Origin of the sequence: Ochrobactrum sp. A-1, from assembly GCF_022488005.1 — a bacterium.
In the GTDB taxonomy this organism is placed as follows: Bacteria; Pseudomonadota; Alphaproteobacteria; order Rhizobiales; family Rhizobiaceae; genus Brucella.
The window spans coordinates 1,006,000-1,030,544 of the sequence record NZ_JAKVQC010000004.1; the positions used below are offsets into that span (position 1 = coordinate 1,006,000).

Sequence of the window (24,545 nt, forward strand, 5' to 3'; positions counted from 1 at the left end):
GCCCCGTTATTCGCCATGCCCGGCAATCATCATGGCTTCGAGCGCAAGGCGTTCGCTCTTGCGCATGCGCTCCGATTCCGACTTCAGCTGGCCGCAGGCAGCAAGGATATCGCGACCGCGCGGGGTGCGGATCGGCGATGCGTAGCCAGCCGCGTTCACATAATCGGCAAATTTCTCGATCTGCTCCCATTCCGAGCACTGGTAATTGGTGCCAGGCCAGGGGTTGAACGGGATCAGATTGATCTTGGCCGGAATGCCCTGCAAAAGCTTCACCAGAAGCTTGGCATCCTCAAGGCTGTCATTGATGTCCTTCAGCATCACATATTCAAAGGTGATGCGCTTGGCATTGGACAAGCCCGGATATTCGCGGCAAGCCTTGATGAGCTGTTCCAGCGGATACTTCTTGTTGATTGGCACCAGAATGTCGCGCAACTCGTCGCGCACGGCGTGCAGCGAAATGGCAAGCATGACGCCGATCTCGTCACCGGTGCGATAGATTTCCGGCACGACGCCGGAGGTTGAAAGCGTGATGCGGCGCTTGGAAAGGGATAGGCCGTCGCCATCGGAAGCGATCAGCAGGGCCTTCTTCACTTCCTCGAAATTATAGAGCGGCTCGCCCATGCCCATCATCACGATATTGGTGATCTTGCGACCTTCGGCGGGAACCATGGCGCCATCGGGCGTGTCCTTGTCCGGAAAATCGCCGAGCCGGTCACGAGCAGTCAAAAGCTGCGCCAGAATTTCTTCCGACGTGAGGTTGCGCACCAGCTTCTGCGTGCCGGTATGGCAAAACGAGCAGGTCAGCGTGCAGCCGACCTGTGAGGAAACGCAGAGTGTGCCGCGCCCTTCTTCAGGAATATAGACGCTTTCGATTTCGACCGGACGGCCGGCACCCCGCGGCGGAAAACGGAACAGCCACTTGCGGGTGCCGTCCTGCGAAATCTGTTCTTCGACCACTTCCGGGCGCGCAATGGTGAAATGCTGCGCCAGAAGGCTACGCAGATCCTTGGAAATATTGCGCATGTCGGCGAAATCGGAAACGCCGCGCACATAGAGCCAATGCCAGAGCTGGCTGATGCGCATTTTCGTCTGCCGCTCGGGCACGCCGACCTTTATCAGTGCTTCGGCCATTTCCTCGCGCGACATGCCGATAAGCGACGGCTTTGCCTCCAGGCTGGCGCGCGCATGGCGGGCAAGCTGGTCGCGCGTATCATCAATGGTAAGGTCGAACGAAATAGACATCTGTTTTCAACTGTTGGAAACGACGGCTGAAGCGCGTCGATAAGCTTCGCCAGATAATCTGGCCCGAATGCATGGATAAATAGGGTCCGGCACTTGGCTTTGCGACCCCTGTTGCGCGCGCTCTTAGCACACAATATCGCGTTCGTCATCCCACATGAAATCCGGTCTGCTATGCGTATGTGCAGCACAAAAGAAAAAAGCCGGGTTGTGTACCCGGCTTTAAACGACTTCCAATCGCGTGGATTATTTGCACTTCTGGATGGCTTTCAGCGCATCCGAAATACCCTTCAGCGAATAGGTGTAGTTGGTCTTGGTGCCGCGCTTCGACTGTGCCTGCACCTTCATTTCCGAACCGCCGCGCATGGCTGCGATGAGCTGCGGCTCTTCCGCCGCATTTTCCATCCAGCCTGACTTGCCGTTGACGAACATGTTGAAGTTGCGGTTGCCGATGGAGACGACGACCTTGGCATTGGTGTTGAGGTCGTAACCGGCCATGAATTGCGGTTCGAACGAAATGTTCTGGCCGGGCTTCTGGCTCACGAGGAAGAAGTTGTCACCGTGATCGACATTGGCCGGAGCCTTCTGGGTCGGTACGGAGAGGACATAGCAGACCTTGCCGTTGCCCGACTGATAGCTGTAGGCGCCCCAGGCATTGAACTGGCTGATCTGGCTCGGGGTCTGGGCGAGTGCCGAGCCCGCCATCCCAATCATGAACACAGAAGCCGCGACGATCGATTTTCCAAGCATTGGTTTTTACCGGTTCTCTTTCGTTTGCTTCAAACTTGAATATCGGGATGCCGCCGTTCATCACGCCGTCCCGCTCAGTTACCGATTAAATTGCCTTAATCTGGGTTACCAAACGGTGAAGTTTCGAAAGAAAACTTGAATGAGCAGCTAAGTCGCCCCGCCATCCCTTGGTTCCAGTTGAATTAAAAGAAAGCGGCGAGAGTTTGTTCGTGAGGATAAGGCAATAGGGCAGTAGGGGAATAAGGCAGTATGTTAAAAAGGGAATAGGGGAGTACGGGAATAGGAAAATAAGGGTGAAAACGGGCGTAAGTGATGCAGGGTTGTCGGAATCAAATAGCTGTGAACAGCCTCCCTTACTCCCTTACTCCCTTACTCCCTTACTCCCTTACTCCCTTACTCCCTTACTCCCTTACTCCCTCATCCTCGAGTGCCTGCCGGGCGGCGAGCCGGTGCGCAGGCGTGATGTGGGCACGAACGGCTGTCAGCGCTGCCATCAGCACGGCAACGTCATCGGTGAAGCCGATACCGGCCAGAATGTCTGGAATGGCGTCGAATGGCAGGACGAAATAGGCAAGTGCGGCCATCAGCGTCATGCGCACGCGGGTTGGCGTCTTCTGGTCGAGGGCACAGTAATAGGCTGCCACCACCTCATCCATGAAGGGCACCATGCGACCGGCGCGGCGCGCGGCCTTCCAGAATCCGTTCTTCACCCGTTCACTGCGCTTCTTGAATTCGCTCTCGCTGCCGGGTTCGAGGATTTCACCGATTCTGACGTCATCCATTCTCGTTCAACTCCTGTCGTCCCGCTTCCAATGGTTGAATACGGGTTGTGACCGATAGAAAATGGGGAGTTTGTGCTGTCCTTGCAAGACCATGATGATTCCATCACCCAGGTCACCTGCAAGAAGCATCAGCTACAACCCCCGCGTCAAATCCCCAAAATACAGATTCGACCAGATCGCTTCCCCAGTTCGCTTCCAAAGCGTTTCGGGCGGGCGATGGTCCATTGCTGAGTGGAGGTTCTGATGCATTTGACCGGCTATGGGGAAAACTTCATCCGCAGCGACCGTTCAACACGGCTGTTTCGTGGCAACCAGCTATTGGCGGCCGGAAGCGAAGACAATTACATCACCGTCGATCTGTCGGAGGCGGGATGCTACGATGCCGCCGTCTATCTGCGGTTTCTCTTCGGTGCCGGAATTTCGCTCAACACGCTACGCGGCACGTCCAGCCAGAACTGGATACCCATCCTGAATTTCAGGGCGGGCGAACAATGGAACGGTTATTCAGCGCTGCCTTTCGGTCAGGCAATCGGCTTTTATGACGTTCAGGCCGGGCACATTTTCCATGCCGCCATTTCGCTTGGCGATGTCCATATCCGTGGCATCCATGGCGGTAAGCTTGGGCAGAACTGGCAGGATCGCACCAATCTGACCCGCGTTCTTCCCTATTCCAGCCGCAACCCCGACGGCAGCTTCAATTATGACCGCCGGAAGATTTACGTATACATCTCAAAGCTTTAAACTCAGACCAAGGCGTTCATCTTGCGCGCGAGCTTGATGTCGAGTTCCGTAATGCCGTTCTCGCTATGGGTGGCGAGCGTGACATCGACGCGATTGTAGACATTGAACCATTCGGGGTGATGGTCGAGTTTTTCCGCGTGGAGTGCTGCGCGCGCCATGAAGCCGAAGGCGGCGTTGAAATCCTTGAACTTGAAGCTTTTGGAAATCGCCTCGCGTCCCTCGACCTTCTGCCAGCCATCCAGTTCGGCGAGCGCTTCGTTCAGTTCATTTTCCGTCAGCCGGTTGCGTGCCATCGTCTTTCGCCTATGTTGCGGTTCCTGAACTAACTTATCATGAGCGCGAGAGTTCCGTGATCGTATCCGTAGCCGCACAAGTCCCAGCCAGCATTCTTTTCATCTGTGCAGGCAATATCTGTCGTTCTCCGCTTGCCGAAGGCGTGATGGACCATGTGCTGGAAAAACGCGGCATCCGCGACGTGCGGGTCGATTCTGCCGGAACCAACGGTTACCATACCGGCGAGGAACCGGATGAGCGGTCGATCAGTGTTGCAGCGCGCCACGGTCTCGATATTTCCGCACAGCGCTGCCGACAGTTGATCGCAGCTGATTTCAGCCGTTTCGATCTGATCCTCGGGATGGACCGCTACAATATGCGGATGATCGCTGAGCGGCAGCCTGCAAATGCAAGTGCGCAAATCGGGCTTTTCACCGAGATTGCCGAAGGACGGGCGGTTGAAATCCCCGATCCCTATTATGGCGGGACCGGGGATTTCGAAAAGGTTTACCGGATGGTTCTGGCAGCTTCCATCGCGCTTGCCGACCAGTTCTGGCCAGAACGGGCAACCAAAGGCCAGGCTTCCTCCACGATGTAGGGTCCGCCGCCCACGGAATCACGTGACGACATCAGCACGAACCGTCCCACCTTGAAGGGCAGCGTCGCGAAGTTGCCGCGTGAAGAGAGATAGCGCACCACATCCTCGATGCGGGGATTTCTCAACCGCGCCAGTGTCACATGGGGCGTGAACTTGCGCGGATCGGCGGGAATGTGAAGCCGCTGGCAGATACGTTCGATTTCCGCCTGCAAAGCGTTGAGGTCAGGCGATGGGGATACACCCGCATAGATGCTGTGCGGCTTTTTGGAGCCGAAAGCATTGACACCCGACAGGTTGAGCATGAATTCAGGCCGCCGCACGCGATCAAGCGCATTGGCAACCTCGTCGGCCACGTGGCCTTCCACATCTCCGATAAAACGCAGCGTTATGTGGTAGTTTTCGACATCAATCCAGCGTGCGCCGGGGAGACCGCCTCGCAACAACGAGAGCGAAAGCGCGGCGTCGCGCGGGATTTCGAGGGCAGTGAAAAGACGCGGCATAAGGCATCCTCCTCGAAGCGTTCCATGCCAGAGCGCCGGGCATCCAAAGGATGCATAAAGGACACTCTAGCCTAGAGAGTCAGTGCATCGTACCTGCCGAATTGATTCGGTTAAGTTGATGCAACTGCAGCGAATCAAAGTTTGAGTCCGGGAGCAAGCTGTTTATGCTCCCGACCGGCGTCAGCCTCCCGATGTCCCCTTGTTTTGCATGTTTGTCAGGCTCTTTTCGATAGTGGGCATAAAGTTAGCCACCATCGTTTCGACGCCCTTTTCATTGGGGTGCATTCCGTCCTCGAGCAAAAAATCCTTCTTGGTTGCTACGCCGTCGAGGAAAAACGGGTAGAGCGGCACGCCATATTTCTGTGCCAGCTTCGGATAGATCGGGTTGAACTTGGCGGCATAGTCCTTGCCCATGTTGGGCGGGGCCATCATGCCCGCAAGAATGACCGAAATGCCGCGCTGCTGCAGGCGCGCCAGCATCTCGTCGAGATTCTTTTCAGTAATGTCGGGTTCGATGCCGCGCAGCGCGTCATTCGCACCCAGCTCAAGGATCACGAGATCGGTGCCATCGGGAACGGACCAGTCGATGCGCGAAAGCCCGCCCGTGGTCGTGTCGCCCGATACGCCCGCATTCTCGATCGAAACCTCAACACCCTTGTCGTTGAGTGCCTTTTCAAGCTGCTGCGGAAAGGCGGCATTGGATGGCAGCATATAGCCCGCCATCAGGCTGTCACCGAAGCCGACGATCTTGACCTGTGAAAGCTGCTCGGTCGGCAGTGCATCTTCGAGACCGGTCGGTTCTTCCTGCGCATGCGCCGCAATAATGGGACTTGCCGCCATAAAAGACGCAATCGCAGCAAAAATCGGGAGCCATGCCGGAATTGAGAGTTTGAAACGCATCGTCGAAAACCCATATTTGAGGGGCTGTGGGCAAATGGCCCGCCGGACTTCTCTTCAATGATTGGCGCAACATAAGTTCAAATTTGTGGCGCGCTGTTTGGTTCTGAATATTCATATAGGATAAAAACCGCGTGACGGAACAGGTTGTTGGCCCGATTATCGAACTTGAGAACGTTCATCTAACCCTTGGTCACGCCGCCTCATCGGTGCATGTGCTGAAGGGCGTTTCCCTTCATATATCGCAAGGACAGTCGGCTGGCATCGTTGGTCCGTCCGGTTCCGGCAAGTCCACGCTGCTGATGGTTCTGGCCGGTCTCGAGCATGTCGATAACGGAACTGTGAAGATTGCAGGTGAGACGATCAGCCAGATGAGCGAAGATCAGGCCGCCGCTTTCCGCGGTGCCAATATCGGCATCGTGTTCCAGTCCTTCCACCTCATTCCCAATATGACTGCGCTTGAAAATGTCGCCGTGCCGCTGGAACTTGCCGGGCGCAGAGATGCGTTCGAGGTGGCGGAGCGCGAATTGCGCGCTGTCGGGCTTGGCGAGCGCCTCACCCATTATCCATCCGAGCTTTCCGGCGGCGAACAGCAGCGCGTTGCGATTGCCCGTGCTCTTGCGCCAAGCCCGAAAATCCTGATCGCCGACGAGCCGACCGGCAATCTCGACACCACGACGGGGCGCCAGATTGCCGATCTTCTGTTCGCCAAGCAGCGCGAGAACGGTCTGACCATGGTGCTTGTCACGCATGACCCGGCGCTTGCGGCGCGCTGCGACATCGAAATCCCGGTGCGCTCGGGCCGGATCGAGGAGCCTGCACAGGGCGGCTCCATTCTCGAATCGCTGGCGGCTGGCGCATGAGTGCAGCAAAGTCGTTCTCGCTTGCTCTCCGCTTTGCGCTGCGTGAAATGCGCGGTGGCCTGTCCGGTTTCTACATTTTCCTCGCCTGTATCGCGCTTGGCGTTGCCGCCATCGGCGGCGTCAATTCGGTGGCGCGGTCGGTCAGCACCGGCATCGCCTCGGAAGGCCAGAGTATTCTGGGCGGCGATGTCAGCTTCGCGCTCAATCAGCGGGAAGCCACAGTGGAAGAGCGCGCCTTCATCGAAAAGCAGGGCAGAATGGCGGAGAGCGCTACGATGCGCTCCATGGCGCGCATGCCCGATGGCTCCGACCAGTCGCTGGTCGAGGTGAAGGCGGTCGATGCCGCCTATCCGCTCTATGGCCAGTTGAAGGTCGCACCGGAGCAGTCGCTGGCCGATATGACGGCCATCAAAGGCGATGTTTACGGCGCTGCCGTAAGTCAGGATTTCCTCAATCGCATGGGGCTGACGCTCGGCGCAAAGGTGCTGCTCGGTTCGCAAACATTCGAATTGCGCGGCCTGATCGAGAGCGAGCCGGACCTGCTTTCGTCGGGCTTCAATTTTGCGCCGCGCTTTCTGGTTTCGCTGGATGGCCTGCGCGCTTCCGGCCTCATCCAGCCGGGTAGCCTTGTCGATCATATCTACAAGGTTGCGCTTCCCGATGGCGCGCCGGATGCAGCAATTGCCGAAGTCAGGCGACAGGCTGCCGCAGATTTCCCCGATGCAGGCTGGAACATTCGCTCCCGCTCCAATGCCGCGCCAGCGCTGAGCGCCAATATCGAGCGCTTCTCGCAATTCCTGACACTGGTGGGCCTGACGGCGCTGATCGTCGGTGGTGTAGGCGTTGCCAATGCGGTGCGCGCCTATCTCGATGGCAAGCGCGGCGTGATCGCGACCTTCAAGTCGCTTGGCGCGCCCGCGCGCTTCGCCGTGCTGGTCTATCTCGTGCAGATCATGGTGATTGGCCTGATCGGTATTGTTCTCGGGCTGATACTGGCGGCGATTATCCCCTATGCCGCTGCCATGGCGCTCGCCAATTATCTGCCGGTCGCCGGTGGCGGCGGTTTCTTCCCCGGTGCGCTGGCACTTGCCGCCGTCTTCGGGCTCATTACCACGCTTGCTTTTGCGATCATTCCGCTTGGCAGGGCGCGGGACATTCCGGCAACGGCGCTTTTCCGCGAGCAGGGTTTCGAGCAGCGTGGCCTGCCACCACTGCTATATCTCGGCCTCGCGGTTCTGCTGATTGCTGCACTCGCCGGGCTGGCGCTTTACGTCGCCTATGACCGGCGCATTGCGGCAATCTTCATCGTTTCGGCCATTGCGGCTTTCGGCGTGCTGCGGCTTGTCGCCGATGGCATACGCTGGCTTGCCCGCCGGGTTCCGCGCGTGCGTTCGACAGCGCTTCGGCTGGCAGTGGGTAACATTCATCGTCCCGGCGCGCTCACGCCCTCCGTGGTGCTTTCGCTGGGCCTTGGCCTGACGCTGATGGTGGCAATCGCGCTGATCGATGGCAATCTGCGCCGTCAGGTGACGGAAAACATTCCGGCGCAGGCGCCTGACTTTTTCTTCGTCGATATTCAGAACCGCGACATCGCCGATTTCACCAAGCTGGTCAGCGGTATCGTGCCCGATGGCAAACTCACTTCCGGTCCGATGCTGCGCGGGCGTATCGTTGCCTTCAACGGCACCAATGTGCGCGACATGACCATCCCGCCGGAAGCAGCCTGGGTGCTGCGCGGCGACCGCGGCATAACCTTTTCCAATACGGTCCCTGAAAACTCGACGCTGACGGAAGGCGAATGGTGGCCAGCCGATTATAGCGGCGAACCGCTGGTGTCCTTCGCGGAGCGTGAAGGCAAGGAACTGGGCCTGAAGCTGGGCGATACGGTGACGGTCAACGTGCTGGGCCGCAACATCAATGCGAAGATCGCAAGTTTCCGGCAGGTTCAGTGGGAAACGCTTGCGATGAACTTCGTGATGGTGTTTTCGCCCAATACCTTTGCCGGTGCGCCAGCGACGTGGCTGGCGACACTCACCATTCCCGACAGCCAGAAGAACCTTGCGCCTGATGTGCTGCGGCAGGTCACCAAGACATGGCCCGCCGTCACAACCGTCAGTGTGACCGATGCGCTCAATGTCGCGAATGACCTCATCAGCCAGCTTGCAACCGCCATCCGTGCTGCGGCCTCCATCGCGCTGGCTGCCTCTGTTCTGGTGCTGGGCGGAGCGCTCGCAGCCGGTAACCGTGCCCGCGTCCACGACGCCGTGGTGCTGAAGACGCTGGGCGCGACGCGCGGCACGCTGATTACGGCCTATGTGCTTGAATATATGCTGCTCGGGCTTGCAACGGCGCTCTTCGCACTCGTCGCGGGCAGTGTGGCGGGCTGGTATGTCGTCGTGGAAATCATGAAGCTGAAAGCAAGCTTCCTGCCCGATGTCGCGCTGATGACCGTTGCCATAGCACTGGTACTGACTGTCGGCTTCGGCCTGGCCGGTACATGGCGCGTTCTCGGCCAGAAGCCCGCCCAGGTGCTCAGAACCATATGAACGATTTGTAATAGGGAAGGGTGAGAAAACGTAAGCCGTTGGATATTATGGATAATGCGTTTGCGCTTCCGCACCGCTGCATCACGTTTTTTTACAGGTGGTACTTGTACGCGAAGGCCGAAATCCCCATAATGTCAGGCAGGCATGCTGGGGTCCCGCCAGCGGCGCCTGGAGGCGGCTCGGCCTTTTGAGCGCCCCGACACCGGACGGGACATGGCAAGAGGATTTAAGTCATGGCTGACTTTCGCAATATTCAGGCGCAGCAGAGGCCGGTAGGCGGCGCTCGTGCTGATGCAGGCATCGATCAGGGCCTGCGCAGCTATATGCTCGGCGTCTATAACATGATGGCTATCGGCTTGGCCGTTACCGGCCTTGCCGCATTTGCCGTTGCAGCACTCGCAACGACCACGGACCCGTCCGCAGCCGTCGCACAGCTCGCCAACGGCAAGATGCTCACCGGTCTCGGTGTGGCGCTCTACACGTCCCCGCTCCGCTGGGTTGTGATGCTTGCGCCGCTCGCGGCAGTGTTCTTCCTGAGCTTCCGCATCGAACGTCTTTCGGTCTCGACCGCTAATGCCGTCTTCTGGGGCTATGCAGCTCTCGTCGGCCTGTCGCTGTCGTCGATCTTCCTGGTCTTTACCGGCCAGAGCATCGTTCGCACCTTCTTCGTGACGGCTGCTTCCTTCGGCGCGCTGTCGCTCTATGGTTACACGACCAAGCGCGACCTGTCCGCCATGGGCTCGTTCCTGATCATGGGCCTGTTCGGCCTGATCCTGGCATCGGTCGTCAACATCTTCCTCGGTTCCACCGCGCTTCAGTTCGCGATCTCGGTGATCGGCGTTCTGATCTTCGCAGGCCTCACCGCCTACGACACGCAGTCGATCAAGGAAATGTACTACGAAGGCGATTCTTCGGATGCGCATGGCCGCAAGGTCGTGATGGGCGCGCTGCGTCTCTACCTCGACTTCATCAACATGTTCACCTTCCTGCTGCAGTTCATGGGCAACCGCGAATAGTCAGCTGAAGAGTGTTTGAAAAAAAAGGGCAGCGGAAACGCTGCCCTTTTTGCTTTTGTCCATATGATTACTGATGCATGGTGGAAGCCTTATCAAAACACTTTACTCCGGTTCCTCCCATGCCCGTCATTCGTGATTTCCAGCCTGCCGATATCGAAACGATCACCGCAATCTATACGGAGGCCGTTCTGACCGGCGCCGGCTCCTATGAGATCGAGCCGCCGACAATGGACGAAATGGTGAAGCGTTTTGAAGCATACGTGGAACAGGGCTTTCCGATCCTCGTCGCGGAGGAGGACGGCAGGGTTCTGGGCTATGCCTATGCGAGTTATTTCCGCGTCAGGCCTGCCTATCGCTGGCTTGCGGAGGATTCGATCTATATCGCCCCTGATGCGAAGGGAAAGGGCATAGGCAAGCTCCTTCTGCGCGAACTCATCGAACGTATTGCTGCGTTGGGGTTCCGGCAATTGCTGGCGGTGATCGGCGATGGCGAACACAATATCGGTTCGGTGAAGCTGCATGAGAGCCTTGGCTTCATCCATTGCGGACGTATCGAGGGTTCCGGCTTCAAGCACGGGCGCTGGCTCGATACGGTGCTGATGCAGCTACCGCTCAATGGCGGGCGTTCAATCGAGCCGGGTACGCCGCCGCTTTCATAAGTCATCTTCCTGCTGATTTGCCCGTATGCCTGATTCCTCGACCCTAGATCCTTCGAGACGCCGTTTTCAACGGCTCCTCAGGATGAGGGGGGGTGTAATCTGCAACGTTTAATTCCGCCGTAACGCCCTCACCCTGAGCTTGTCGAAGGGGCGGTTTGAAAAATTGGGTTGCCAAATATCCCTATATGGGGGATCAGCTTTCAACGAGCTTGAGGCTCTTGTCGAACACGCGCAGGACGCGCTCCAGCTCATGGCCACGCTTCATGATAAGCCCGCTTGCGGCGATGACCGAATAGGCCCCCTGTTTATGCGCCAGCTTCGGATTCTTCTCGATGCGGAAAAGCGGTATCTCGCTTGCACGGCGGAAGATGGAGAACACGGCGCGGTCGCTGAGATGGTCGATCGCATAATCGCGCCACGTGCCGGAGGCAACCATGCGGCCATAGATATTCAGGATTTTGCCGAGTTCATGCCGGTTGAAACTGACTGGAGCAGATCGCGTACGGTCGAGAGGAACGACCTTTGGCGAAGCAGACGAGGGGGAAGGGGATGACAAATCCTCATTCGCTGCGCTTGACGTATCCATTTCCTTCCTTTCAGCCTTTTGCAGAGCGCAGACCAAAAACCGGGCAGGCTCAAAAACAAACTGCGCGCGACCGGTTTGGATATTCGGCAATGGCGAAGAAGCGAACCGAACCGGCGCATGACAACAGGGTGATGCTTTTGTGAAGCAATTTCAAGGGGAGGGTTTTGCAGACCGATTCTGGTTGCCGATTATTCACCGGGAAAAGCCCCTATAAATAGGGATTAGAGGCTACATATTAGTTATTCACGAAAAGAGAATGCCTGTTTGCAATGGTGATTGTCGGCCACATTTTCGCCTTGTCAGCTTCGCATTCCAGCCTGATTATGGCTTCAGCATCTACACGTTGCCTGAGACGGTTCGGTTCGGGTATGTCCGACCCCAAGCCCCCCGCCCAAAGGACTGCCCGAGCCGAACCAACCTTTTCCAGCCTCCGCTGAACCAAGTTGCAACACTCGCCCAGAAGCCCAGCACGACATCAGCCCAAATAAAAATCTGTTCGATCTGATCGAAACGCATTTCTCGCTGTAAATTGCAGAAGAGCGACGATGATCGCAGAAAGCTCAGAGGCCGATCGGCTTCTTCTGCTTGAACATGGCCGCGCCATGGATGGGGCCGAGCGAGTTGTCGTCGCGGGTTTCCTGCAGCACCACGGCACAGCCCGAAACGTCCTTGCGCTTCAGTTCCGAAGCCGGGATTTCAATCTTCAGCGGCTTGCCATCCCACATGCCAATCGTATTCGTATCGCGAACCGTATTGCGATAGGTGACAGCCTGACCGGCATTTTCACCTTCGGTGATCGGAATGGTCACGGAATCGCGGAAATAGAACAGCACCACATGCACAGGCGCTTCCGGTTTTTTGCCTGCGCCGATTTCAATGGACAGGCGCCCGTCATCGAGCTGTTTGATCGAAACCGGCACATCCAGCTTGTTGGTGGCAATCTGCGCCTGGACGGCTTCACCGTCGCGACCGTTGACTTCCGCCGTGCCATTGATGATGGCCTGCGGCGTATAGATCATACGCGCATTGAAGGAGTTGCGATAAGCGTTCTGCCGGTCGGTGTTTTCCTGGGTGGCAAGCGTGTCCCGCCATCCCATATAATCCCAGTAATTAACGTGGAACGACAGCGCCAGAACATTGGGATCGTCGGCATATTTCGCGAAATTCTGGTCAGCCTGGGGGCAGGACTTGCAGCCTTGGCTGGTGTAGAGCTCCAGAACGGCGGTCTTCTTGTTGCTGTCCTGTGCCTTGGCCTGTCCTTGCATGGAGATGCAGCCGGTGAATGCCAGCCCCAGAACGGCACAGATGCTACGCCAGCCGGGCAGATGCTCGCCGGTAAGCCATGGACCTGTCCCATAGAAGGGGGCGTGGAGTATCACTTCGTTTCATCCTGCAATAATTGTCGCTGACATCTATTATGTAAGAAGTCCTGCAATCAATAGGAATTCACGTTGCGGTGAGATTCGCAGAGGTTGCGAATCTCCTATCAAAATCAGCCACAACAGATTGTGCGGAAACGAGACTGGTTGAACATGAGATCGAGCTTGAGAGAAAAAGCCATCGCAATTTGCGATGAGAAGATAGCGAAAAAGGGCGAGCAGGTCGGTATTTCGTTCTATGCCTTCTTTGCCAACAAGAACACGGAGCCGGAACTGCTCATGGAGGCTGCCGAGTGGTGGATCAAGACCCACACCCTCGATCACTTTGAAAAAGCGGTGAAAGTCAGGGAAATGATCCGTTCAGGCCGATAATGTCCATGTCTGCTCCAAAATAAAAAAGCCGCCGGATTTCTCCGGCGGCTTCTGATTTTTAAACCTGTGCCGATTACGCGGCGAGGTCGCGCAGAACGGTCTGCAGGATGCCGCCGTTCTTCATGTAGTCGAGCTCGTCCAGCGTATCGATGCGGCAGATGAGCGGAACCTTCTTCACCGTGCCATCGGCATAGGTGATGGAAGCTTCGACCTTCTGGCGCGGACGCACATCGGCAAGGCCTTCGATGGTGACGATTTCGTCGCCCTTGAGGCCAAGCGTCTGCCAGCTGGTGCCTTCCTCGAAGACGAAAGGCACAATGCCCATGCCAACGAGGTTGGAGCGGTGGATACGCTCGAAGGACTGTGCGATCACGGCCTTGACGCCGAGCAGGTTGGTGCCCTTGGCAGCCCAGTCACGCGAAGAGCCGTTGCCGTATTCGACACCTGCGAAGACGACGAGCGGCACGCCCTCGGCCTTGTACTGCATGGCAGCGTCGTAGATCGAGGTTTCTTCCTTCGACGGATAGTGGATGGTGTAGCCGCCTTCGCGTCCGTTTTCGCCCAGCATGTGGTTGCGGATACGGATGTTAGCGAAAGTGCCGCGCATCATCACTTCATGGTTGCCGCGACGCGTACCGTACTGGTTGAAGTCGGCAATGCCGACGCCATGGTCGATGAGGTACTTGCCGGCAGGCGACTGTGCCTTGATGGAACCGGCAGGTGAAATGTGGTCGGTCGTGATCTTGTCGCCGAAGAGACCCAGAATGCGGGCACCCTTGACGTCGCCGATCGTGCCAGCCGACTTGCCCATGCCGACGAAGTAAGGCGGGTTCTGCACATAGGTCGAGTTATCGTCCCATGCATAGGTCTGGCCCGCAGGAACCTGAACGGCCTGCCAGTTTTCGTCGCCCTTGAACACGTCCGCATATTTTTCGGAGAAAATCTTGCGGGTGACGTTCTTGGCGATGAATTCCTGGATCTCCTGAGAGGAAGGCCAGATGTCGCGGAGGAACACCGGATTTCCGTTCTGGTCTTCGCCGAGCGGCTCCTTGGTCAGGTCCTTGGTGACCGTACCGGCAAGAGCGTGAGCGACGACGAGCGGCGGCGAAGCCAGATAGTTTGCCTGAACGTCCGGCGAAACGCGACCCTCGAAGTTACGGTTACCAGAGAGAACCGCAGCGCCAATCAGACCTTTCTCATTGATGGTCTTGGAGATTGGTGCGGGCAGCGGACCGGAATTGCCGATGCAGGTCGTGCAGCCGAAGCCGACGAGGTTGAAGCCGAGTGCGTCGAGATCCTTCTGGAGGCCAGCGGATTCAAGATAGGCGGCAACGACCTGGGAGCCGGGAGCAAGCGAGGTCTTGACCCAAGGCTTGGTCTTGAGGCCCTTGGCTACTGCATTGCGGGCCAGAAGGCCGGCAGCAATCAGCACGCTCGGGTTCGAGGTGTTGGTGCACGACGTGATGGCGGCAATCACGACGTCGCCGTGGCCGAGATCGTAGTCTTCACCTTCAACTGCATAACGCGTGGTCTGGCCCGTGGTCTTCTTGTACTCGGTTTCGAGCGAGGTTGCGAAACCGGAACCGATACCTTCCAGCGGAATGCGGCCTTCCGGACGCTTCGGACCGGCCATCGACGGAACGACGTCGCCCATGTCGAGTTCGAGAATGTCGGTGAAGACCGGATCGGCTGCACCCTTGTCACGCCACATGCCCTGCGCACGGCAATAAGCTTCGACCAGTTCGATGCGATGCTCGTCGCGGCCGGTGGTGTTCATGTAGTTCAGCGTTTCGCGGTCAACCGGGAAGAAGCCGCAGGTCGCTCCATATTCCGGACCCATATTGGCGATGGTTGCGCGATCGGCGAGCGTCATGTTTTCGAGGCCTTCGCCGAAGAACTCGACGAACTTGCCGACAACGCCCTTCTTGCGCAGCATCTGCGTGACAGTGAGAACGAGGTCGGTCGCGGTCACGCCTTCCTTGATCTTGCCGGTCAGGCGGAAGCCGACGACTTCCGGCAGAAGCATGGAAACCGGCTGGCCGAGCATGGCCGCTTCAGCTTCGATGCCGCCAACACCCCAGCCCAGAACGCCAAGGCCGTTGACCATGGTGGTGTGGCTGTCGGTGCCGACGCAGGTGTCGGGATAGGCAACGGTTTCGCCGTCTTCTTCCTTGGTCCAGACAGCCTGGGCCAGATATTCGAGGTTCACCTGATGGCAGATGCCGGTGCCCGGAGGAACGACGCGGAAGTTCTTGAATGCCTGCTGACCCCACTTGAGGAAGCGGTAGCGTTCGCCATTGCGCTGATATTCGAGGTCCACATTGGCCTTGAACGCGCTTGGATTGCCGAATTCGTCGACGATGACCGAGTGGTCGATGACGAGATCGACGGGAACGAGCGGATTGATCTTTTCCGGATCGCCGCCGAGCGCCTTGAGGCCGTCACGCATGGCTGCAAGATCAACGACGGCAGGAACGCCGGTGAAGTCCTGCATCAGCACGCGGGTCGGACGGTAGGCGATTTCCGCGCCTGCGGAACCACGGTCGTTCAGCCATTTGGCAACAGCTTCGATGTCCGACTTCTTGACGGAGCGGTCGTCCTCGAAGCGGAGCAGGTTCTCGAGCAGAACCTTCATGGAGAAGGGGAGCTTGGAAACGCCTTCGAGGCCGTTCTTTTCGGCTTCGGTCAGGCTGTAATAAACATAATCCTTACCGCCCACGGTAAGGGTTTTGCGGCATTTAAAACTGTCGATGTGCGACACTGCGTTCGTCCTTCATGCTACTGGCCGGAAAACCAGGACGAACGCCTCTGCTGCGTTTCAAGGACGCGCCAAGGTGCGGGTGCAGTCATTTCCGCTGTCCGTCCCGATGCCTGCGTCCTTAAGGGCAACAGGTTGAGATCGGCCAAAAATGGTTTCCACGCCGACCGCTGGCGTGGTAGCCCTCATATAGAGAGTTTTCTAAAACGATTCCAGACAGAATATCGTGAATTCGGCCCCTTGCGGCGAAATGTTGCGATGCCTTTCCATAGATCTTCCGGGGTTCCGGTTCTATTGGTCTGGCAATTATCCATCGGGGCTTAGAGGGTATAAAATGCGGCTGGAAGCCGAAAATCTGGCTGGTGAAAGAGGCGGCGAAACGATTTTCGCTGGCCTGTCTTTTGCTCTCAGTGAAGGCGAGGCGCTGGTGGTGACGGGCCCGAACGGCTCCGGCAAGTCCACGCTGCTGCGAATCATCTGCGGCCTGCTTCAGACCGAAGCAGGCAAGGTTGAGCTTCGCGAGGATGGCACAGTTTTGCCGGTGCGCGCCGCTTGCCATTACCTCGGGCATCAGAATGCGATGAAACCGGCGCTCAGCGTGCGTGAGAACCTGTCCTTCTGGCAGAAGTTCAACGGTGCCGCGCAAGCGGAGATCGACGAGGCGCTGGAAGCCGTCGATCTGCCCGGCGTGGAGCATCTGCCGTTCGGTTATCTGTCGACGGGGCAGAAGCGCCGTGTTTCCATCGCCAAGCTTCTGGTCAGCCATCGTCCGCTCTGGATTGTCGACGAGCCGACCGCCGGTCTCGACAAGGCGTCCGAAGCCCGCTTTGCAGAAATCATGCGCGGGCATATGCGGGAAGGCGGCATGATCGTCGCCGCAACGCATATTCCTCTTGGCCTTGAAGGCGTCAGCGCGTTCGACATGGCCGCCTGTTCAGTTGAGGCTGCCTGATGCTGGCGCTGTTCCTGAGAGACATGCGCCTCAGTTTCCGCGCCGGTGGCGGCGCGCTGATCGGCATATTGTTCTTCCTCGCGGTCATTGCCGTCATGCCCTTCGGCGTGGGGCCTGATCTCAATCTTCTGGCGCGCATAGGCCCCGCCATGCTGTGGATCGGTGCGTTGCTGGCAACGCTTCTGGGGCTCGACCGGCTGTTTCAGGCTGACCGGGAGGACGGTTCGCTCGACCTGCTGCTGATCGGCGCGGACAGTCACATGCTGGCCTTCACGGTTTTTGTGAAGTGCGTGGCCCATTGGGTGGCGAGCGTGCTGCCGCTGGTGATCGCATCGCCGATGCTGGGCCTGTTCATGAACATGGACGCATCGGCAATCGGCGCAACATCGCTGACGCTTCTGGTGGGAACGCCCGCCATCGCCTTCATTGGCGCTGTGGGTGCAGCCCTTGCCGTGGCGCTGCCGCGTGGCGGGTTGCTGGTGTCGGTGATCGTTCTGCCACTCACCATTCCGGTGCTCATTTTCGGTGTATCAGCTTCGCATGGAGCGACAGTAGACAATGCGCCCTTTCTGGCGCCATTCCTTATTCTTGCAGCACTCACCCTGTTCTTTGCCGTCCTCGGGCCTCTGGCCGCGAGCGCAGCGCTGAAAAGTTCGGCGGATTGACGCAGTTGATTACGGTCAATTGAACGGTACGGGGGCGGAAGGTAAGTATAGGCCATGGAAAAAGACATGACCAAAGACGCCGTTAAAACCACGAGCTGGCTCGATCTGGCCAATCCCACGCGGTTCCTTGCCTTTGCAGGCAAGGTCTTGCCATGGCTGGCCGTGCTTTCAGTGCTGTTTCTGGCAGCAGGCCTCTATATGGTTTTCGTCCAGTCGCCGGAGGACTATCAGCAGGGCATGACGGTCCGCATCATGTATATCCATGTGCCTTTCGCATGGCTTTCCATGATGTGCTACTCGATCATGGCCGTTTCGGCGCTGGGCACGCTGGTCTGGCGGCATCCGCTGGCCGATGTGTCGATCCGCGCCGCCGCGCCGCTCGGTGCCGTCTTCACCGCGCTTGCGCTGGCCACAGGTTCGCTCTGGGGCAAGCCGATGTGGGGCACATGGTGGGTGTGGGATGCGCGGCTGACTTCGGTTTTCGTGCTGTTCCTGATGTATCTTGGCATTATCGCGCTGTCGCGCGCCATGGACGATCCGGCAAAAAGCGCCAGGCCGGTGGCTGTGCTCACGCTAGTCGGCTTCATCAATATCCCGATCATCAAATTCTCGGTCGACTGGTGGAACACGCTGCACCAGCCAGCTTCGGTGTTCCGCATGGACGGCCCCACCATCGATGCATCCATGCTGCGCCCGCTTTTCGTGATGGCTATCGGCTTCTCGCTTCTGTTTTTCACTCTGCACATGATGGCCATGCGCAATGAAATCTGGCGTCGTCGCGTCGCGTCGATGAAAAAGCTTGCCGCACGGAATGCCGACCGCAATCGCAAGGCACAGGAGAGCGCGCTATGAACCATCTCGGCTTTGTTCTCGCCTCCTATGGCATCACGGTCGCGGCACTCGTCGTCACCATTGGCTGGATATTGATCGATCAGCGTATCCAGAAAAACGAATTGAAGCGGCTTGAGGCGCAGGGCGTGCGCCGCCGTTCTGCAAAAGCCCCCGGTAAAGCACAATGACGGAAACGACCGAGAAGCCAGCCGCGCCGAAAAAGCGCTCCACATGGGTTGCCCTGCTACCACTGGCGATTTTCGTCGGACTGGCGGCGGTGTTTGCGGTCCAGCTTCTGTCGGGCAAGGACAATACGACGATACCTTCCGCGCTGATCGGCAAGCAGGCCCCGCAGACGAACCTTCCGCCCGTCGAAGGTCTGGTGCGCGATGGGGTGCCTGTCCCCGGCCTCAACAGCGATGATTTTAAGGGCAAGCTGACACTGGTGAATGTCTGGGGATCGTGGTGCGTTCCCTGTCGTCAGGAGCACCCGCTTTTGATGGAAATCGCCAAGGACGAACGTATCCGCGTGGTTGGCCTCAATTACAAGGACCAGCCGGAAAATGCGCGCCGTTTCCTCGGGGATCTCGGTAATCCCTTTGCCGCTGTCGGTGCCGACCGCGCCGGGCGCTCAGCCATCGAATGGGGCGTCTACGGCGTGCCGGAAACCTTCCTCGTCGATGAGACAGGTAAAATCGTCTACAAGCATGTCGGGCCGTTTACGCCGGAGTCGGTGAAGAACGATCTGATGCCTGCGGTGGAGAAGGTGCTTCGGAAATAGCGGTTTATTTTAAGTCGTTTCGCAGTTGCTCAAGCATTGCGGGTGTCAGTCCTAAGGATTCATAATCGCAATATTCATCCAGTAAGTTTTTTGAATTTTGTTTGAAATTCGGAATATCAATTCTGTTATTTTTATCGATGCCTTGCGTTTTCGAAAATAGATCGAATCCCGCATATACTGATATGCGACCAATTCTAAACGATATTTCTTCCTCTCGATTTTGTGACGTGATTGATATTGGGTCTAATATAAATCCTGTCGGTAGTGTTCCTATATCGAAATCCAGCGGAGAGATTTTATTGCTATCTAAAGCGTCGTAATACTGTTTGCTAAAATCATAACCTCGTTGAGTGGCCTTTGAAGCTAGAAAGAAACCGACGGATGAGGGGCGTCGCGCCTGTCCAGTATTTTGAATTAGTATAGAGCATTGGAAATACCGAACTGCTTTTGAGGGCAGTTCCATATAATCCTTTTTGGTGAGTTCTTCACCATAGGTCGCTCTCATTGAAAATATACATATTGCTCCAATTGCTAATAATTTTTTTCTGAAATTCATCGATTTCGCACCTATCTACTTCGAAAGAAAAAGGGCTCCGAAGAGCCCTTAGTAAAATACTTTCTTACGAAATCAATCCGGCAGTTTCCGAACCGCGCCCTTGGCGGCACTTGTCGCCATGGAAGCATAAGCCTTCAAAGCGGTGGAAATCTTGCGCTTGCGTTCCTCCGCAGGCTTCCAGCCTGTTGCATCCTGCTCGGCGCGGCGTTCTGCCAGCGTTGCATCGTCCACGGCGAGGTGGATCTTGCGGTTTGGAATGTCGATATCGATGATATCGCCTTCGCGCACCAGACCGATCGTGCCGCCTTCGGCTGCTTCCGGCGAAACGTGACCAATCGAAAGACCCGAAGAGCCGCCCGAGAAGCGTCCGTCGGTGATGAGCGCGCAAGCCTTGCCGAGGCCCTTCGATTTCAGGTAGCTCGTCGGGTAGAGCATTTCCTGCATGCCGGGGCCGCCGCGCGGGCCTTCATAGCGGATCAGCACGATGTCGCCCGGCTTGATCTTGCCGTTCAAAATGCCGAGCACGGCCGAATCCTGGCTTTCGAAGATGCGGGCAGGGCCGGAGAATTTCAGGATGGAATCGTCCACGCCTGCCGTCTTCACGATGCAGCCGTCTTCGGCCAGATTGCCGTAAAGTACCGCCAGACCGCCATCCTGACTGAAGGCGTGTTCCTTGGAACGGATGACGCCCTTTTCACGGTCAGAATCCACGCTGTCAAAACGGCGCTCCTGAGAGAAGGCAACCTGTGTTGGCACGCCGCCAGGGGCCGCCGAATAGAACTTGTGCACCATTTCGCTGTTGGTGCGGGTCACGTCCCAATGATCGAGCGCCTTACCCATTGTTTCACTATGGACGGTCGGCAAATCGGTGTTGATGAGGCCCGCCTTTTCGAGCTGGCCCAGAATACCCATGATGCCGCCGGCGCGATGAACGTCTTCCATATGAACGGAGGCGACGGCAGGCGCGACCTTGCAGAGCACCGGCACGCGGCGCGACAGGCGATCGATGTCGGCCATGGTGAAGTCGATCTCGGCCTCCTGTGCGGCAGCGAGAAGATGCAGAACCGTATTGGTCGAACCGCCCATGGCGATATCGAGCGTCATGGCGTTTTCAAAAGCCGGGAAGCTCGCAATTGAGCGCGGCAGCACGCTCTCGTCGTTCTGCTCGTAATAACGGCGGGCGAGATCGACAACCAGATGACCGGCTTCCACGAAGAGGCGCTTGCGGTCGGCATGGGTTGCGAGCGTCGAGCCATTGCCCGGCAGCGACAGGCCGAGCGCTTCGGTGAGGCAGTTCATCGAGTTTGCGGTAAACATGCCCGAGCACGAACCGCAGGTCGGGCAGGCGGAGCGCTCGATGGCCTTGACCTGATCATCGGTGTAATGATCGTCGGCAGCGGCAACCATCGCATCCACGAGGTCGAGCTTCTTGACCTGATCGTCCCAGACGACCTTGCCTGCTTCCATCGGGCCGCCAGAGACGAACACGACCGGGATATTGAGGCGCAGAGCGGCCATCAGCATGCCGGGGGTGATCTTGTCGCAATTGGAAATGCAGACCATCGCATCGGCGCAATGCGCATTGACCATATATTCGACTGAGTCGGCGATGAGTTCCCGCGACGGCAGCGAATAGAGCATGCCGTCATGGCCCATGGCGATACCGTCATCGACCGCAATGGTGTTGAATTCCTTGGCGACACCGCCAGCGCTTTCGATTTCGCGCGCGACGAGCTGGCCGAGGTCCTTCAGGTGCACGTGGCCGGGCACGAATTGGGTGAACGAGTTCACCACGGCAATAATCGGCTTGCCGAAATCCTCATCCTTCATGCCGGTGGCGCGCCATAGGCCGCGCGCGCCGGCCATGTTGCGACCGTGGGTGGTTGTACGCGAACGATAAGGAGGCATTTTCAAACCTTTTAGGAACTATTCTAATTTGTAACGTCGATATGACAGAACCGCCCCCGCAGAGCAAAGCGCAAATTGCCCCATATCACCCAATTTGCCCGGAGTGCGGGGAGAGCAGCGAGACCGTTTGCAGACTTACGGACAACGGAAAGGGTTCCGGCGTGCGACAGCTTTCGCAGGCACAGACAGGGCAATCTAGCACGTTATTGTTATAAGGCAAAAGAATTTGCGCTGAAAACGTAAGGAAGTTGCTTGGTGTTAAGATGGTGCGCTGGCCATGGCGTTATCGAGCAGGGCATTTGCCGTTTTCATCCGCTGTTCTGCAGCGGGACGAAACTCTTCCGGCAGACGGTCGGGATGATTGCTGGCGGCAAAGCTGCGTCGGCGCCGTTGCAGTTCGGCACGCTTCAAACCCGGCTGTAAATCCAGCTCCTGGCGGATCGCATCCGGGGACTGCTTCTGCATGCGCGCTTCTATTGCCAGCCTTTCCCGGTCAGGTGCGGGCGCAGTCTCCGGCGGGCTTTCAATGTCGAACAGGCGCTGCAGGCCATCGGGCTGGCGTCCGGTTGTGGGCGTATCGCTGAACTCTGCAGAAAAAACGGTCGAAGCAAACCCGAATTGCGGTCCGCGAATATCGTCCGCCTGGCCTGTGTCGGCCTCGACTTCCTTCAGCACGGTTGCGAAATCGGGAAAGGTCGACCGCATCCGGCCTCTCAAGCCACGTGCGAAGCAAGAGCGGAGGCCAGAGCGCGCGTCAGCACGGATGGCGGGATCGGCTTCTGGAAGACGGGCACTTCCGGATAGCGCGCTGCAAGGCGGGCAGGCAGTCCGCCGCCGCTATGGATGACGACGAAGATATGGCGGCTCATCAACCAGTCCAGCACAGCTTCCACATCGCCATCGGCAAGGTTCACATCGAGAATGGCGGCGTCGACCTGATTGCGGTTGATGATATCTATTGCTTGCCGGACGGTTCCGACCGGACCGAGAACGGTTCCGTTCGCGTCCTCGACAGTCGCGGCGACGTCGAGGGCGACGAAAATCTCGTCTTCCACCACTAATACCCGCCGCTGTCCAAGATCATTCATCACTTGTCTCGCTGCCTCCCTTTTTGAGGTAAGCCCTTCACGCAAGAAATGCGCGAGCGCAAGCAGAGGTTCCCTTCGCCGACATGATAATTCGTTAATGGTGAATCAAACCTTTACCGGCTTTCTATCGGCTTGGGGCCGATGTCAGAAGGCGGTAAAGGTCAGCGTCGTCAGCGAGCGGACAATATTGGGAATGTCAAAGACATTCTCGTTCATGAACTTGCCGATATCCTGATCTTCGGCGATGTAGATTTTTGCCAGAAGGTCGAATTCGCCGCTGGTGGAATAAAGCTCGGAGACGATTTCACGCTGAAAGAGCGTATCGGCGACCTCATAGGTTTTACCGGGCGTGCACTGCAGTTGCAGGAAAACGGGCTTCATGTCTCTTCCTTTCGCGACGGGACTGCGTGGCGCATATGATAGCGCATATCACGGCAATGTTTGCAGGTTACAAACACGGACGGCCTGATGAAATCAAGAGCGAAAGCACGGTAAGTTACGGCCTCGCGTCTTGCAGGCCTGCCCGGTACGCATGGCGGGTTCACAGAACGTTTTCAATTTACTCAATTGTAATTTTCTTGAGAGGACGCAATAAGACTTCTCCCAGAAATTGTAATTTGCGCGCCCGATTATATGAAGTTCGTACTCCCCGCCGTTCTGCTGCTGTTTTCGCTTGCCTTTTTTACGGCGTGGTTTTCCGATCGCGGCCGCAAGTTTCTGCTGTCCTGCGGCGCGTGTTTCCTGCTGATCGGTATCGCCATGCTGGTCCAACTCGGCAATTTTCCTGCGAACGACAATCTGAACACAGTGCTCTCGTCGGCATTTTATGTCGGGGGCACGCTGGTCGGCGGATATGGCATTCTGCAGCGGAGTGGTCTGCGGCTTACATCTGCCTTCTACATATTGAGTTTCGCGCTCATCGTCGGCGGTGTCTGGTATTATTGCTATATCGAGCCAAATCTTCTGTCGCGGGTCTACGTGCTCAATCTGGGCATGGCGACGCTGATCCTTTCTTTTGCCTGGCAGGCACGGTGTCTGTTCAAGGGATCGCTGGTCGACAAGCTTTTGCTGGTCATGCTCGTTCTGGTGGCATTGCAATTCGTGCCGCGCACGCTTCTGACTGCCCGCTCCCTGCTTGGCGATGTCGATGGCGACGATTTCGCGATGACGGTCTTCTGGCAATGGACAGTCTTTTCCACTGCCATCGCCGCCGTTCTCACTGGCTTCGCCTTGCTGGCCGCTGCCGGTTACGACCGTATCGGCGAGCTATCGCGCGAACGCGACAGCGATCCCTTGACGGGACTTCTCAACCGCCGCGGGCTGGAAATGCGCTATAACGCACTTTTGCAAGCGAAAAAGGGCGTTCCGGGCTGGGTCGCCGTTTGCGATATCGATTACTTCAAGGCGCTGAACGACGCTTATGGTCACGCGGCAGGCGATGCGGTTCTGAAGGAGTTCGCTGGAATCCTGCGCAAGCTTATCGGCGAAAGACCGTTGATTGCACGTACAGGCGGCGAGGAATTCGTGATCTGTGTTGATGATATGCATGCCGATAACCTTTTCCAGCTTATGGAAGGCGTACGGCAGAATATCGAGAGACACCGGTTCCAGCGACTCGCAAAGGAAACCAGCGTCACATGCAGCATCGGCTGTGTTCGTCTGCCGGAACAGGGTGATTTCTGGCAGGCCGTCGATAAGGCCGACAAAATCCTCTACGCCGCCAAGAAAGAAGGGCGCAACCGCACCTATGTGGAAGGGCTGAGCGCGAACAGCGACGATTAGTTCATACGTAGGGACGAATTTTG

General features: G+C 57.5%; 27 protein-coding genes. 13 read left to right on the forward strand and 14 right to left on the reverse strand.

Annotated elements, in window-relative coordinates; genetic code table 11:
- Nucleotides 1-6 precede the first annotated feature (6 nt).
- The 3 genes from rlmN to MKS82_RS14420 all read right to left on the reverse strand — a co-directional run bounded on the left by rlmN (nucleotide 7) and on the right by MKS82_RS14420 (nucleotide 2,771).
- The gene (gene rlmN, locus MKS82_RS14410; protein WP_109989210.1) at nucleotides 7-1,242 is read right to left on the reverse strand and encodes a 23S rRNA (adenine(2503)-C(2))-methyltransferase RlmN; all 1,236 of its coding nucleotides are present in this window, start codon (nucleotides 1,240-1,242) and stop codon (nucleotides 7-9) included.
- Between the two features lie 243 nt (nucleotides 1,243-1,485).
- Nucleotides 1,486-1,989 carry an invasion associated locus B family protein gene (locus MKS82_RS14415; protein WP_010657895.1) on the reverse strand — a complete coding sequence of 168 codons (504 nt, stop codon included), beginning with the start codon at nucleotides 1,987-1,989 and terminating at the stop codon, nucleotides 1,486-1,488.
- Between the two features lie 401 nt (nucleotides 1,990-2,390).
- Entirely contained in the window at nucleotides 2,391-2,771 is a 381-nt protein-coding gene (locus MKS82_RS14420; RefSeq protein WP_109989211.1) for a YkvA family protein, read from the reverse strand.
- Nucleotides 2,772-3,014: 243 nt separating this feature from the next.
- Here MKS82_RS14420 and MKS82_RS14425 point away from each other — a divergent pair, with 243 nt between their 5' ends.
- Nucleotides 3,015-3,512, forward strand: coding sequence for a hypothetical protein (locus MKS82_RS14425; protein ID WP_235969056.1), 498 nt, complete (start codon nucleotides 3,015-3,017; stop codon nucleotides 3,510-3,512).
- A 2-nt stretch (nucleotides 3,513-3,514) separates the two neighbouring features.
- Here MKS82_RS14425 and MKS82_RS14430 read toward each other — a convergent pair whose 3' ends face one another.
- Complete coding sequence (locus MKS82_RS14430; protein WP_109989213.1) at nucleotides 3,515-3,805, reverse strand: 4a-hydroxytetrahydrobiopterin dehydratase; 291 nt, start codon at nucleotides 3,803-3,805, stop codon at nucleotides 3,515-3,517.
- A gap of 56 nt (nucleotides 3,806-3,861) precedes the next feature.
- Here MKS82_RS14430 and MKS82_RS14435 point away from each other — a divergent pair, with 56 nt between their 5' ends.
- A complete protein-coding gene (locus MKS82_RS14435) occupies nucleotides 3,862-4,383 on the forward strand; it encodes a low molecular weight protein-tyrosine-phosphatase (RefSeq protein WP_109989214.1) in 522 nt (173 codons plus the stop codon).
- Here MKS82_RS14435 and thpR read toward each other — a convergent pair.
- Together thpR and MKS82_RS14445 are read right to left on the reverse strand one after the other, a co-directional pair.
- The gene (gene thpR / locus MKS82_RS14440) at nucleotides 4,293-4,883 is read right to left on the reverse strand and encodes an RNA 2',3'-cyclic phosphodiesterase (RefSeq protein ID WP_109989215.1); all 591 of its coding nucleotides are present in this window, start codon (nucleotides 4,881-4,883) and stop codon (nucleotides 4,293-4,295) included. The genes MKS82_RS14435 and thpR overlap by 91 nt on opposite strands.
- A 180-nt stretch (nucleotides 4,884-5,063) precedes the next feature.
- Nucleotides 5,064-5,783: an arylesterase gene (locus MKS82_RS14445; RefSeq protein WP_109989216.1), complete on the reverse strand. Its 720-nt coding sequence runs from the start codon at nucleotides 5,781-5,783 to the stop codon at nucleotides 5,064-5,066.
- 131 nt (nucleotides 5,784-5,914) lie between these two features.
- On the opposite strand from MKS82_RS14445, the gene MKS82_RS14450 reads away from it, so the two are divergent.
- The 4 genes from MKS82_RS14450 (at nucleotide 5,915) to MKS82_RS14465 (ending at nucleotide 10,864) form a co-directional block, all read left to right on the forward strand.
- The gene (locus MKS82_RS14450) at nucleotides 5,915-6,643 is read left to right on the forward strand and encodes an ABC transporter ATP-binding protein (RefSeq protein ID WP_109989217.1); all 729 of its coding nucleotides are present in this window, start codon (nucleotides 5,915-5,917) and stop codon (nucleotides 6,641-6,643) included.
- Nucleotides 6,640-9,189: an ABC transporter permease gene (locus MKS82_RS14455; protein ID WP_109989218.1), complete on the forward strand. Its 2,550-nt coding sequence runs from the start codon at nucleotides 6,640-6,642 to the stop codon at nucleotides 9,187-9,189. The genes MKS82_RS14450 and MKS82_RS14455 overlap by 4 nt, the downstream gene beginning before the upstream one ends.
- A gap of 233 nt (nucleotides 9,190-9,422) precedes the next feature.
- The gene (locus tag MKS82_RS14460; protein WP_011982324.1) at nucleotides 9,423-10,205 is read left to right on the forward strand and encodes a Bax inhibitor-1/YccA family protein; all 783 of its coding nucleotides are present in this window, start codon (nucleotides 9,423-9,425) and stop codon (nucleotides 10,203-10,205) included.
- 119 nt (nucleotides 10,206-10,324) lie between these two features.
- Nucleotides 10,325-10,864: a GNAT family N-acetyltransferase gene (locus MKS82_RS14465; protein WP_109989219.1), complete on the forward strand. Its 540-nt coding sequence runs from the start codon at nucleotides 10,325-10,327 to the stop codon at nucleotides 10,862-10,864.
- Between the two features lie 193 nt (nucleotides 10,865-11,057).
- On the opposite strand, the gene MKS82_RS14470 is transcribed toward MKS82_RS14465, so the two are convergent.
- Both MKS82_RS14470 and MKS82_RS14475 read right to left on the reverse strand, forming a co-directional pair.
- Nucleotides 11,058-11,450 (reverse strand): DUF2794 domain-containing protein, encoded by a 393-nt coding sequence (locus tag MKS82_RS14470; protein WP_109989220.1) that lies wholly within the window; start codon nucleotides 11,448-11,450, stop codon nucleotides 11,058-11,060.
- A 560-nt stretch (nucleotides 11,451-12,010) separates the two neighbouring features.
- Complete coding sequence (locus MKS82_RS14475) at nucleotides 12,011-12,745, reverse strand: DUF1223 domain-containing protein (RefSeq protein ID WP_109989256.1); 735 nt, start codon at nucleotides 12,743-12,745, stop codon at nucleotides 12,011-12,013.
- A gap of 237 nt (nucleotides 12,746-12,982) precedes the next feature.
- Between MKS82_RS14475 and MKS82_RS14480 the strand changes: the two genes are divergently transcribed.
- Nucleotides 12,983-13,201, forward strand: coding sequence for a DUF6500 family protein (locus tag MKS82_RS14480; RefSeq protein WP_061344782.1), 219 nt, complete (start codon nucleotides 12,983-12,985; stop codon nucleotides 13,199-13,201).
- A gap of 73 nt (nucleotides 13,202-13,274) precedes the next feature.
- Here MKS82_RS14480 and acnA read toward each other — a convergent pair whose 3' ends face one another.
- Nucleotides 13,275-15,962: an aconitate hydratase AcnA gene (gene acnA / locus MKS82_RS14485; protein WP_240578932.1), complete on the reverse strand. Its 2,688-nt coding sequence runs from the start codon at nucleotides 15,960-15,962 to the stop codon at nucleotides 13,275-13,277.
- Nucleotides 15,963-16,293: 331 nt separating this feature from the next.
- Here acnA and ccmA point away from each other — a divergent pair, with 331 nt between their 5' ends.
- The 5 genes from ccmA (at nucleotide 16,294) to MKS82_RS14510 (ending at nucleotide 19,188) form a co-directional block, all read left to right on the forward strand.
- Entirely contained in the window at nucleotides 16,294-16,911 is a 618-nt protein-coding gene (ccmA, locus tag MKS82_RS14490; RefSeq protein WP_109989222.1) for a heme ABC exporter ATP-binding protein CcmA, read from the forward strand.
- Nucleotides 16,911-17,576, forward strand: a complete 666-nt coding sequence (gene ccmB, locus MKS82_RS14495; RefSeq protein ID WP_061344785.1) for a heme exporter protein CcmB — start codon at nucleotides 16,911-16,913, stop codon at nucleotides 17,574-17,576. The genes ccmA and ccmB overlap by 1 nt, the downstream gene beginning before the upstream one ends.
- A gap of 66 nt (nucleotides 17,577-17,642) precedes the next feature.
- Nucleotides 17,643-18,428, forward strand: a complete 786-nt coding sequence (locus MKS82_RS14500) for a heme ABC transporter permease (RefSeq protein WP_181394325.1) — start codon at nucleotides 17,643-17,645, stop codon at nucleotides 18,426-18,428.
- Nucleotides 18,425-18,595 carry a heme exporter protein CcmD gene (gene ccmD, locus MKS82_RS14505; RefSeq protein WP_061344787.1) on the forward strand — a complete coding sequence of 57 codons (171 nt, stop codon included), beginning with the start codon at nucleotides 18,425-18,427 and terminating at the stop codon, nucleotides 18,593-18,595. The genes MKS82_RS14500 and ccmD overlap by 4 nt, the downstream gene beginning before the upstream one ends.
- Nucleotides 18,592-19,188, forward strand: coding sequence for a DsbE family thiol:disulfide interchange protein (locus tag MKS82_RS14510; RefSeq protein ID WP_109989224.1), 597 nt, complete (start codon nucleotides 18,592-18,594; stop codon nucleotides 19,186-19,188). The genes ccmD and MKS82_RS14510 overlap by 4 nt, the downstream gene beginning before the upstream one ends.
- A gap of 4 nt (nucleotides 19,189-19,192) precedes the next feature.
- Here the strand turns inward: MKS82_RS14510 and MKS82_RS14515 are convergent, their stop codons facing one another.
- The 5 genes from MKS82_RS14515 to MKS82_RS14535 form a co-directional block, all read right to left on the reverse strand.
- Nucleotides 19,193-19,744: a hypothetical protein gene (locus tag MKS82_RS14515; RefSeq protein ID WP_146206497.1), complete on the reverse strand. Its 552-nt coding sequence runs from the start codon at nucleotides 19,742-19,744 to the stop codon at nucleotides 19,193-19,195.
- Nucleotides 19,745-19,816: 72 nt separating this feature from the next.
- Nucleotides 19,817-21,652: a dihydroxy-acid dehydratase gene (gene ilvD, locus MKS82_RS14520; RefSeq protein ID WP_109989226.1), complete on the reverse strand. Its 1,836-nt coding sequence runs from the start codon at nucleotides 21,650-21,652 to the stop codon at nucleotides 19,817-19,819.
- Nucleotides 21,653-21,910: 258 nt separating this feature from the next.
- Nucleotides 21,911-22,357, reverse strand: coding sequence for a hypothetical protein (locus MKS82_RS14525; protein ID WP_109989227.1), 447 nt, complete (start codon nucleotides 22,355-22,357; stop codon nucleotides 21,911-21,913).
- An 8-nt stretch (nucleotides 22,358-22,365) separates the two neighbouring features.
- On the reverse strand, nucleotides 22,366-22,740 hold the full coding sequence (locus MKS82_RS14530) for a response regulator (RefSeq protein WP_109989228.1): 375 nt from the start codon (nucleotides 22,738-22,740) through the stop codon (nucleotides 22,366-22,368).
- 144 nt (nucleotides 22,741-22,884) lie between these two features.
- Nucleotides 22,885-23,121: an Lrp/AsnC ligand binding domain-containing protein gene (locus MKS82_RS14535; protein WP_109989229.1), complete on the reverse strand. Its 237-nt coding sequence runs from the start codon at nucleotides 23,119-23,121 to the stop codon at nucleotides 22,885-22,887.
- Between the two features lie 252 nt (nucleotides 23,122-23,373).
- Here MKS82_RS14535 and MKS82_RS14540 point away from each other — a divergent pair, with 252 nt between their 5' ends.
- Nucleotides 23,374-24,522 (forward strand): GGDEF domain-containing protein, encoded by a 1,149-nt coding sequence (locus MKS82_RS14540; RefSeq protein ID WP_109989230.1) that lies wholly within the window; start codon nucleotides 23,374-23,376, stop codon nucleotides 24,520-24,522.
- The last annotated feature ends 23 nt before the right edge of the window (nucleotides 24,523-24,545 follow it).

What these genes read in the sequence shown, in the direction of transcription:
- ilvD (WP_109989226.1), bottom strand. Translation starts at nt 21,652, where the DNA reads ATGCCTCCTTATCGTTCGCGTACAACCACCCACGGTCGCAACATGGCC.
- MKS82_RS14465 (WP_109989219.1), top strand. Translation starts at nt 10,325, where the DNA reads ATGCCCGTCATTCGTGATTTCCAGCCTGCCGATATCGAAACGATCACC.
- thpR (WP_109989215.1), bottom strand. Translation starts at nt 4,883, where the DNA reads ATGCCGCGTCTTTTCACTGCCCTCGAAATCCCGCGCGACGCCGCGCTT.
- MKS82_RS14415 (WP_010657895.1), bottom strand. Translation starts at nt 1,989, where the DNA reads ATGCTTGGAAAATCGATCGTCGCGGCTTCTGTGTTCATGATTGGGATG.
- ccmA (WP_109989222.1), top strand. Translation starts at nt 16,294, where the DNA reads ATGCGGCTGGAAGCCGAAAATCTGGCTGGTGAAAGAGGCGGCGAAACG.
- MKS82_RS14535 (WP_109989229.1), bottom strand. Translation starts at nt 23,121, where the DNA reads ATGAAGCCCGTTTTCCTGCAACTGCAGTGCACGCCCGGTAAAACCTAT.
- ccmD (WP_061344787.1), top strand. Translation starts at nt 18,425, where the DNA reads ATGAACCATCTCGGCTTTGTTCTCGCCTCCTATGGCATCACGGTCGCG.
- MKS82_RS14515 (WP_146206497.1), bottom strand. Translation starts at nt 19,744, where the DNA reads ATGAATTTCAGAAAAAAATTATTAGCAATTGGAGCAATATGTATATTT.
- MKS82_RS14470 (WP_109989220.1), bottom strand. Translation starts at nt 11,450, where the DNA reads ATGGATACGTCAAGCGCAGCGAATGAGGATTTGTCATCCCCTTCCCCC.
- ccmB (WP_061344785.1), top strand. Translation starts at nt 16,911, where the DNA reads ATGCTGGCGCTGTTCCTGAGAGACATGCGCCTCAGTTTCCGCGCCGGT.
- MKS82_RS14420 (WP_109989211.1), bottom strand. Translation starts at nt 2,771, where the DNA reads ATGGATGACGTCAGAATCGGTGAAATCCTCGAACCCGGCAGCGAGAGC.
- MKS82_RS14425 (WP_235969056.1), top strand. Translation starts at nt 3,015, where the DNA reads ATGCATTTGACCGGCTATGGGGAAAACTTCATCCGCAGCGACCGTTCA.
- MKS82_RS14525 (WP_109989227.1), bottom strand. Translation starts at nt 22,357, where the DNA reads ATGCGGTCGACCTTTCCCGATTTCGCAACCGTGCTGAAGGAAGTCGAG.
- MKS82_RS14530 (WP_109989228.1), bottom strand. Translation starts at nt 22,740, where the DNA reads ATGAATGATCTTGGACAGCGGCGGGTATTAGTGGTGGAAGACGAGATT.
- MKS82_RS14510 (WP_109989224.1), top strand. Translation starts at nt 18,592, where the DNA reads ATGACGGAAACGACCGAGAAGCCAGCCGCGCCGAAAAAGCGCTCCACA.
- MKS82_RS14430 (WP_109989213.1), bottom strand. Translation starts at nt 3,805, where the DNA reads ATGGCACGCAACCGGCTGACGGAAAATGAACTGAACGAAGCGCTCGCC.
- rlmN (WP_109989210.1), bottom strand. Translation starts at nt 1,242, where the DNA reads ATGTCTATTTCGTTCGACCTTACCATTGATGATACGCGCGACCAGCTT.
- MKS82_RS14455 (WP_109989218.1), top strand. Translation starts at nt 6,640, where the DNA reads ATGAGTGCAGCAAAGTCGTTCTCGCTTGCTCTCCGCTTTGCGCTGCGT.
- MKS82_RS14460 (WP_011982324.1), top strand. Translation starts at nt 9,423, where the DNA reads ATGGCTGACTTTCGCAATATTCAGGCGCAGCAGAGGCCGGTAGGCGGC.
- MKS82_RS14445 (WP_109989216.1), bottom strand. Translation starts at nt 5,783, where the DNA reads ATGCGTTTCAAACTCTCAATTCCGGCATGGCTCCCGATTTTTGCTGCG.
- MKS82_RS14480 (WP_061344782.1), top strand. Translation starts at nt 12,983, where the DNA reads ATGAGATCGAGCTTGAGAGAAAAAGCCATCGCAATTTGCGATGAGAAG.
- MKS82_RS14540 (WP_109989230.1), top strand. Translation starts at nt 23,374, where the DNA reads ATGAAGTTCGTACTCCCCGCCGTTCTGCTGCTGTTTTCGCTTGCCTTT.
- MKS82_RS14500 (WP_181394325.1), top strand. Translation starts at nt 17,643, where the DNA reads ATGACCAAAGACGCCGTTAAAACCACGAGCTGGCTCGATCTGGCCAAT.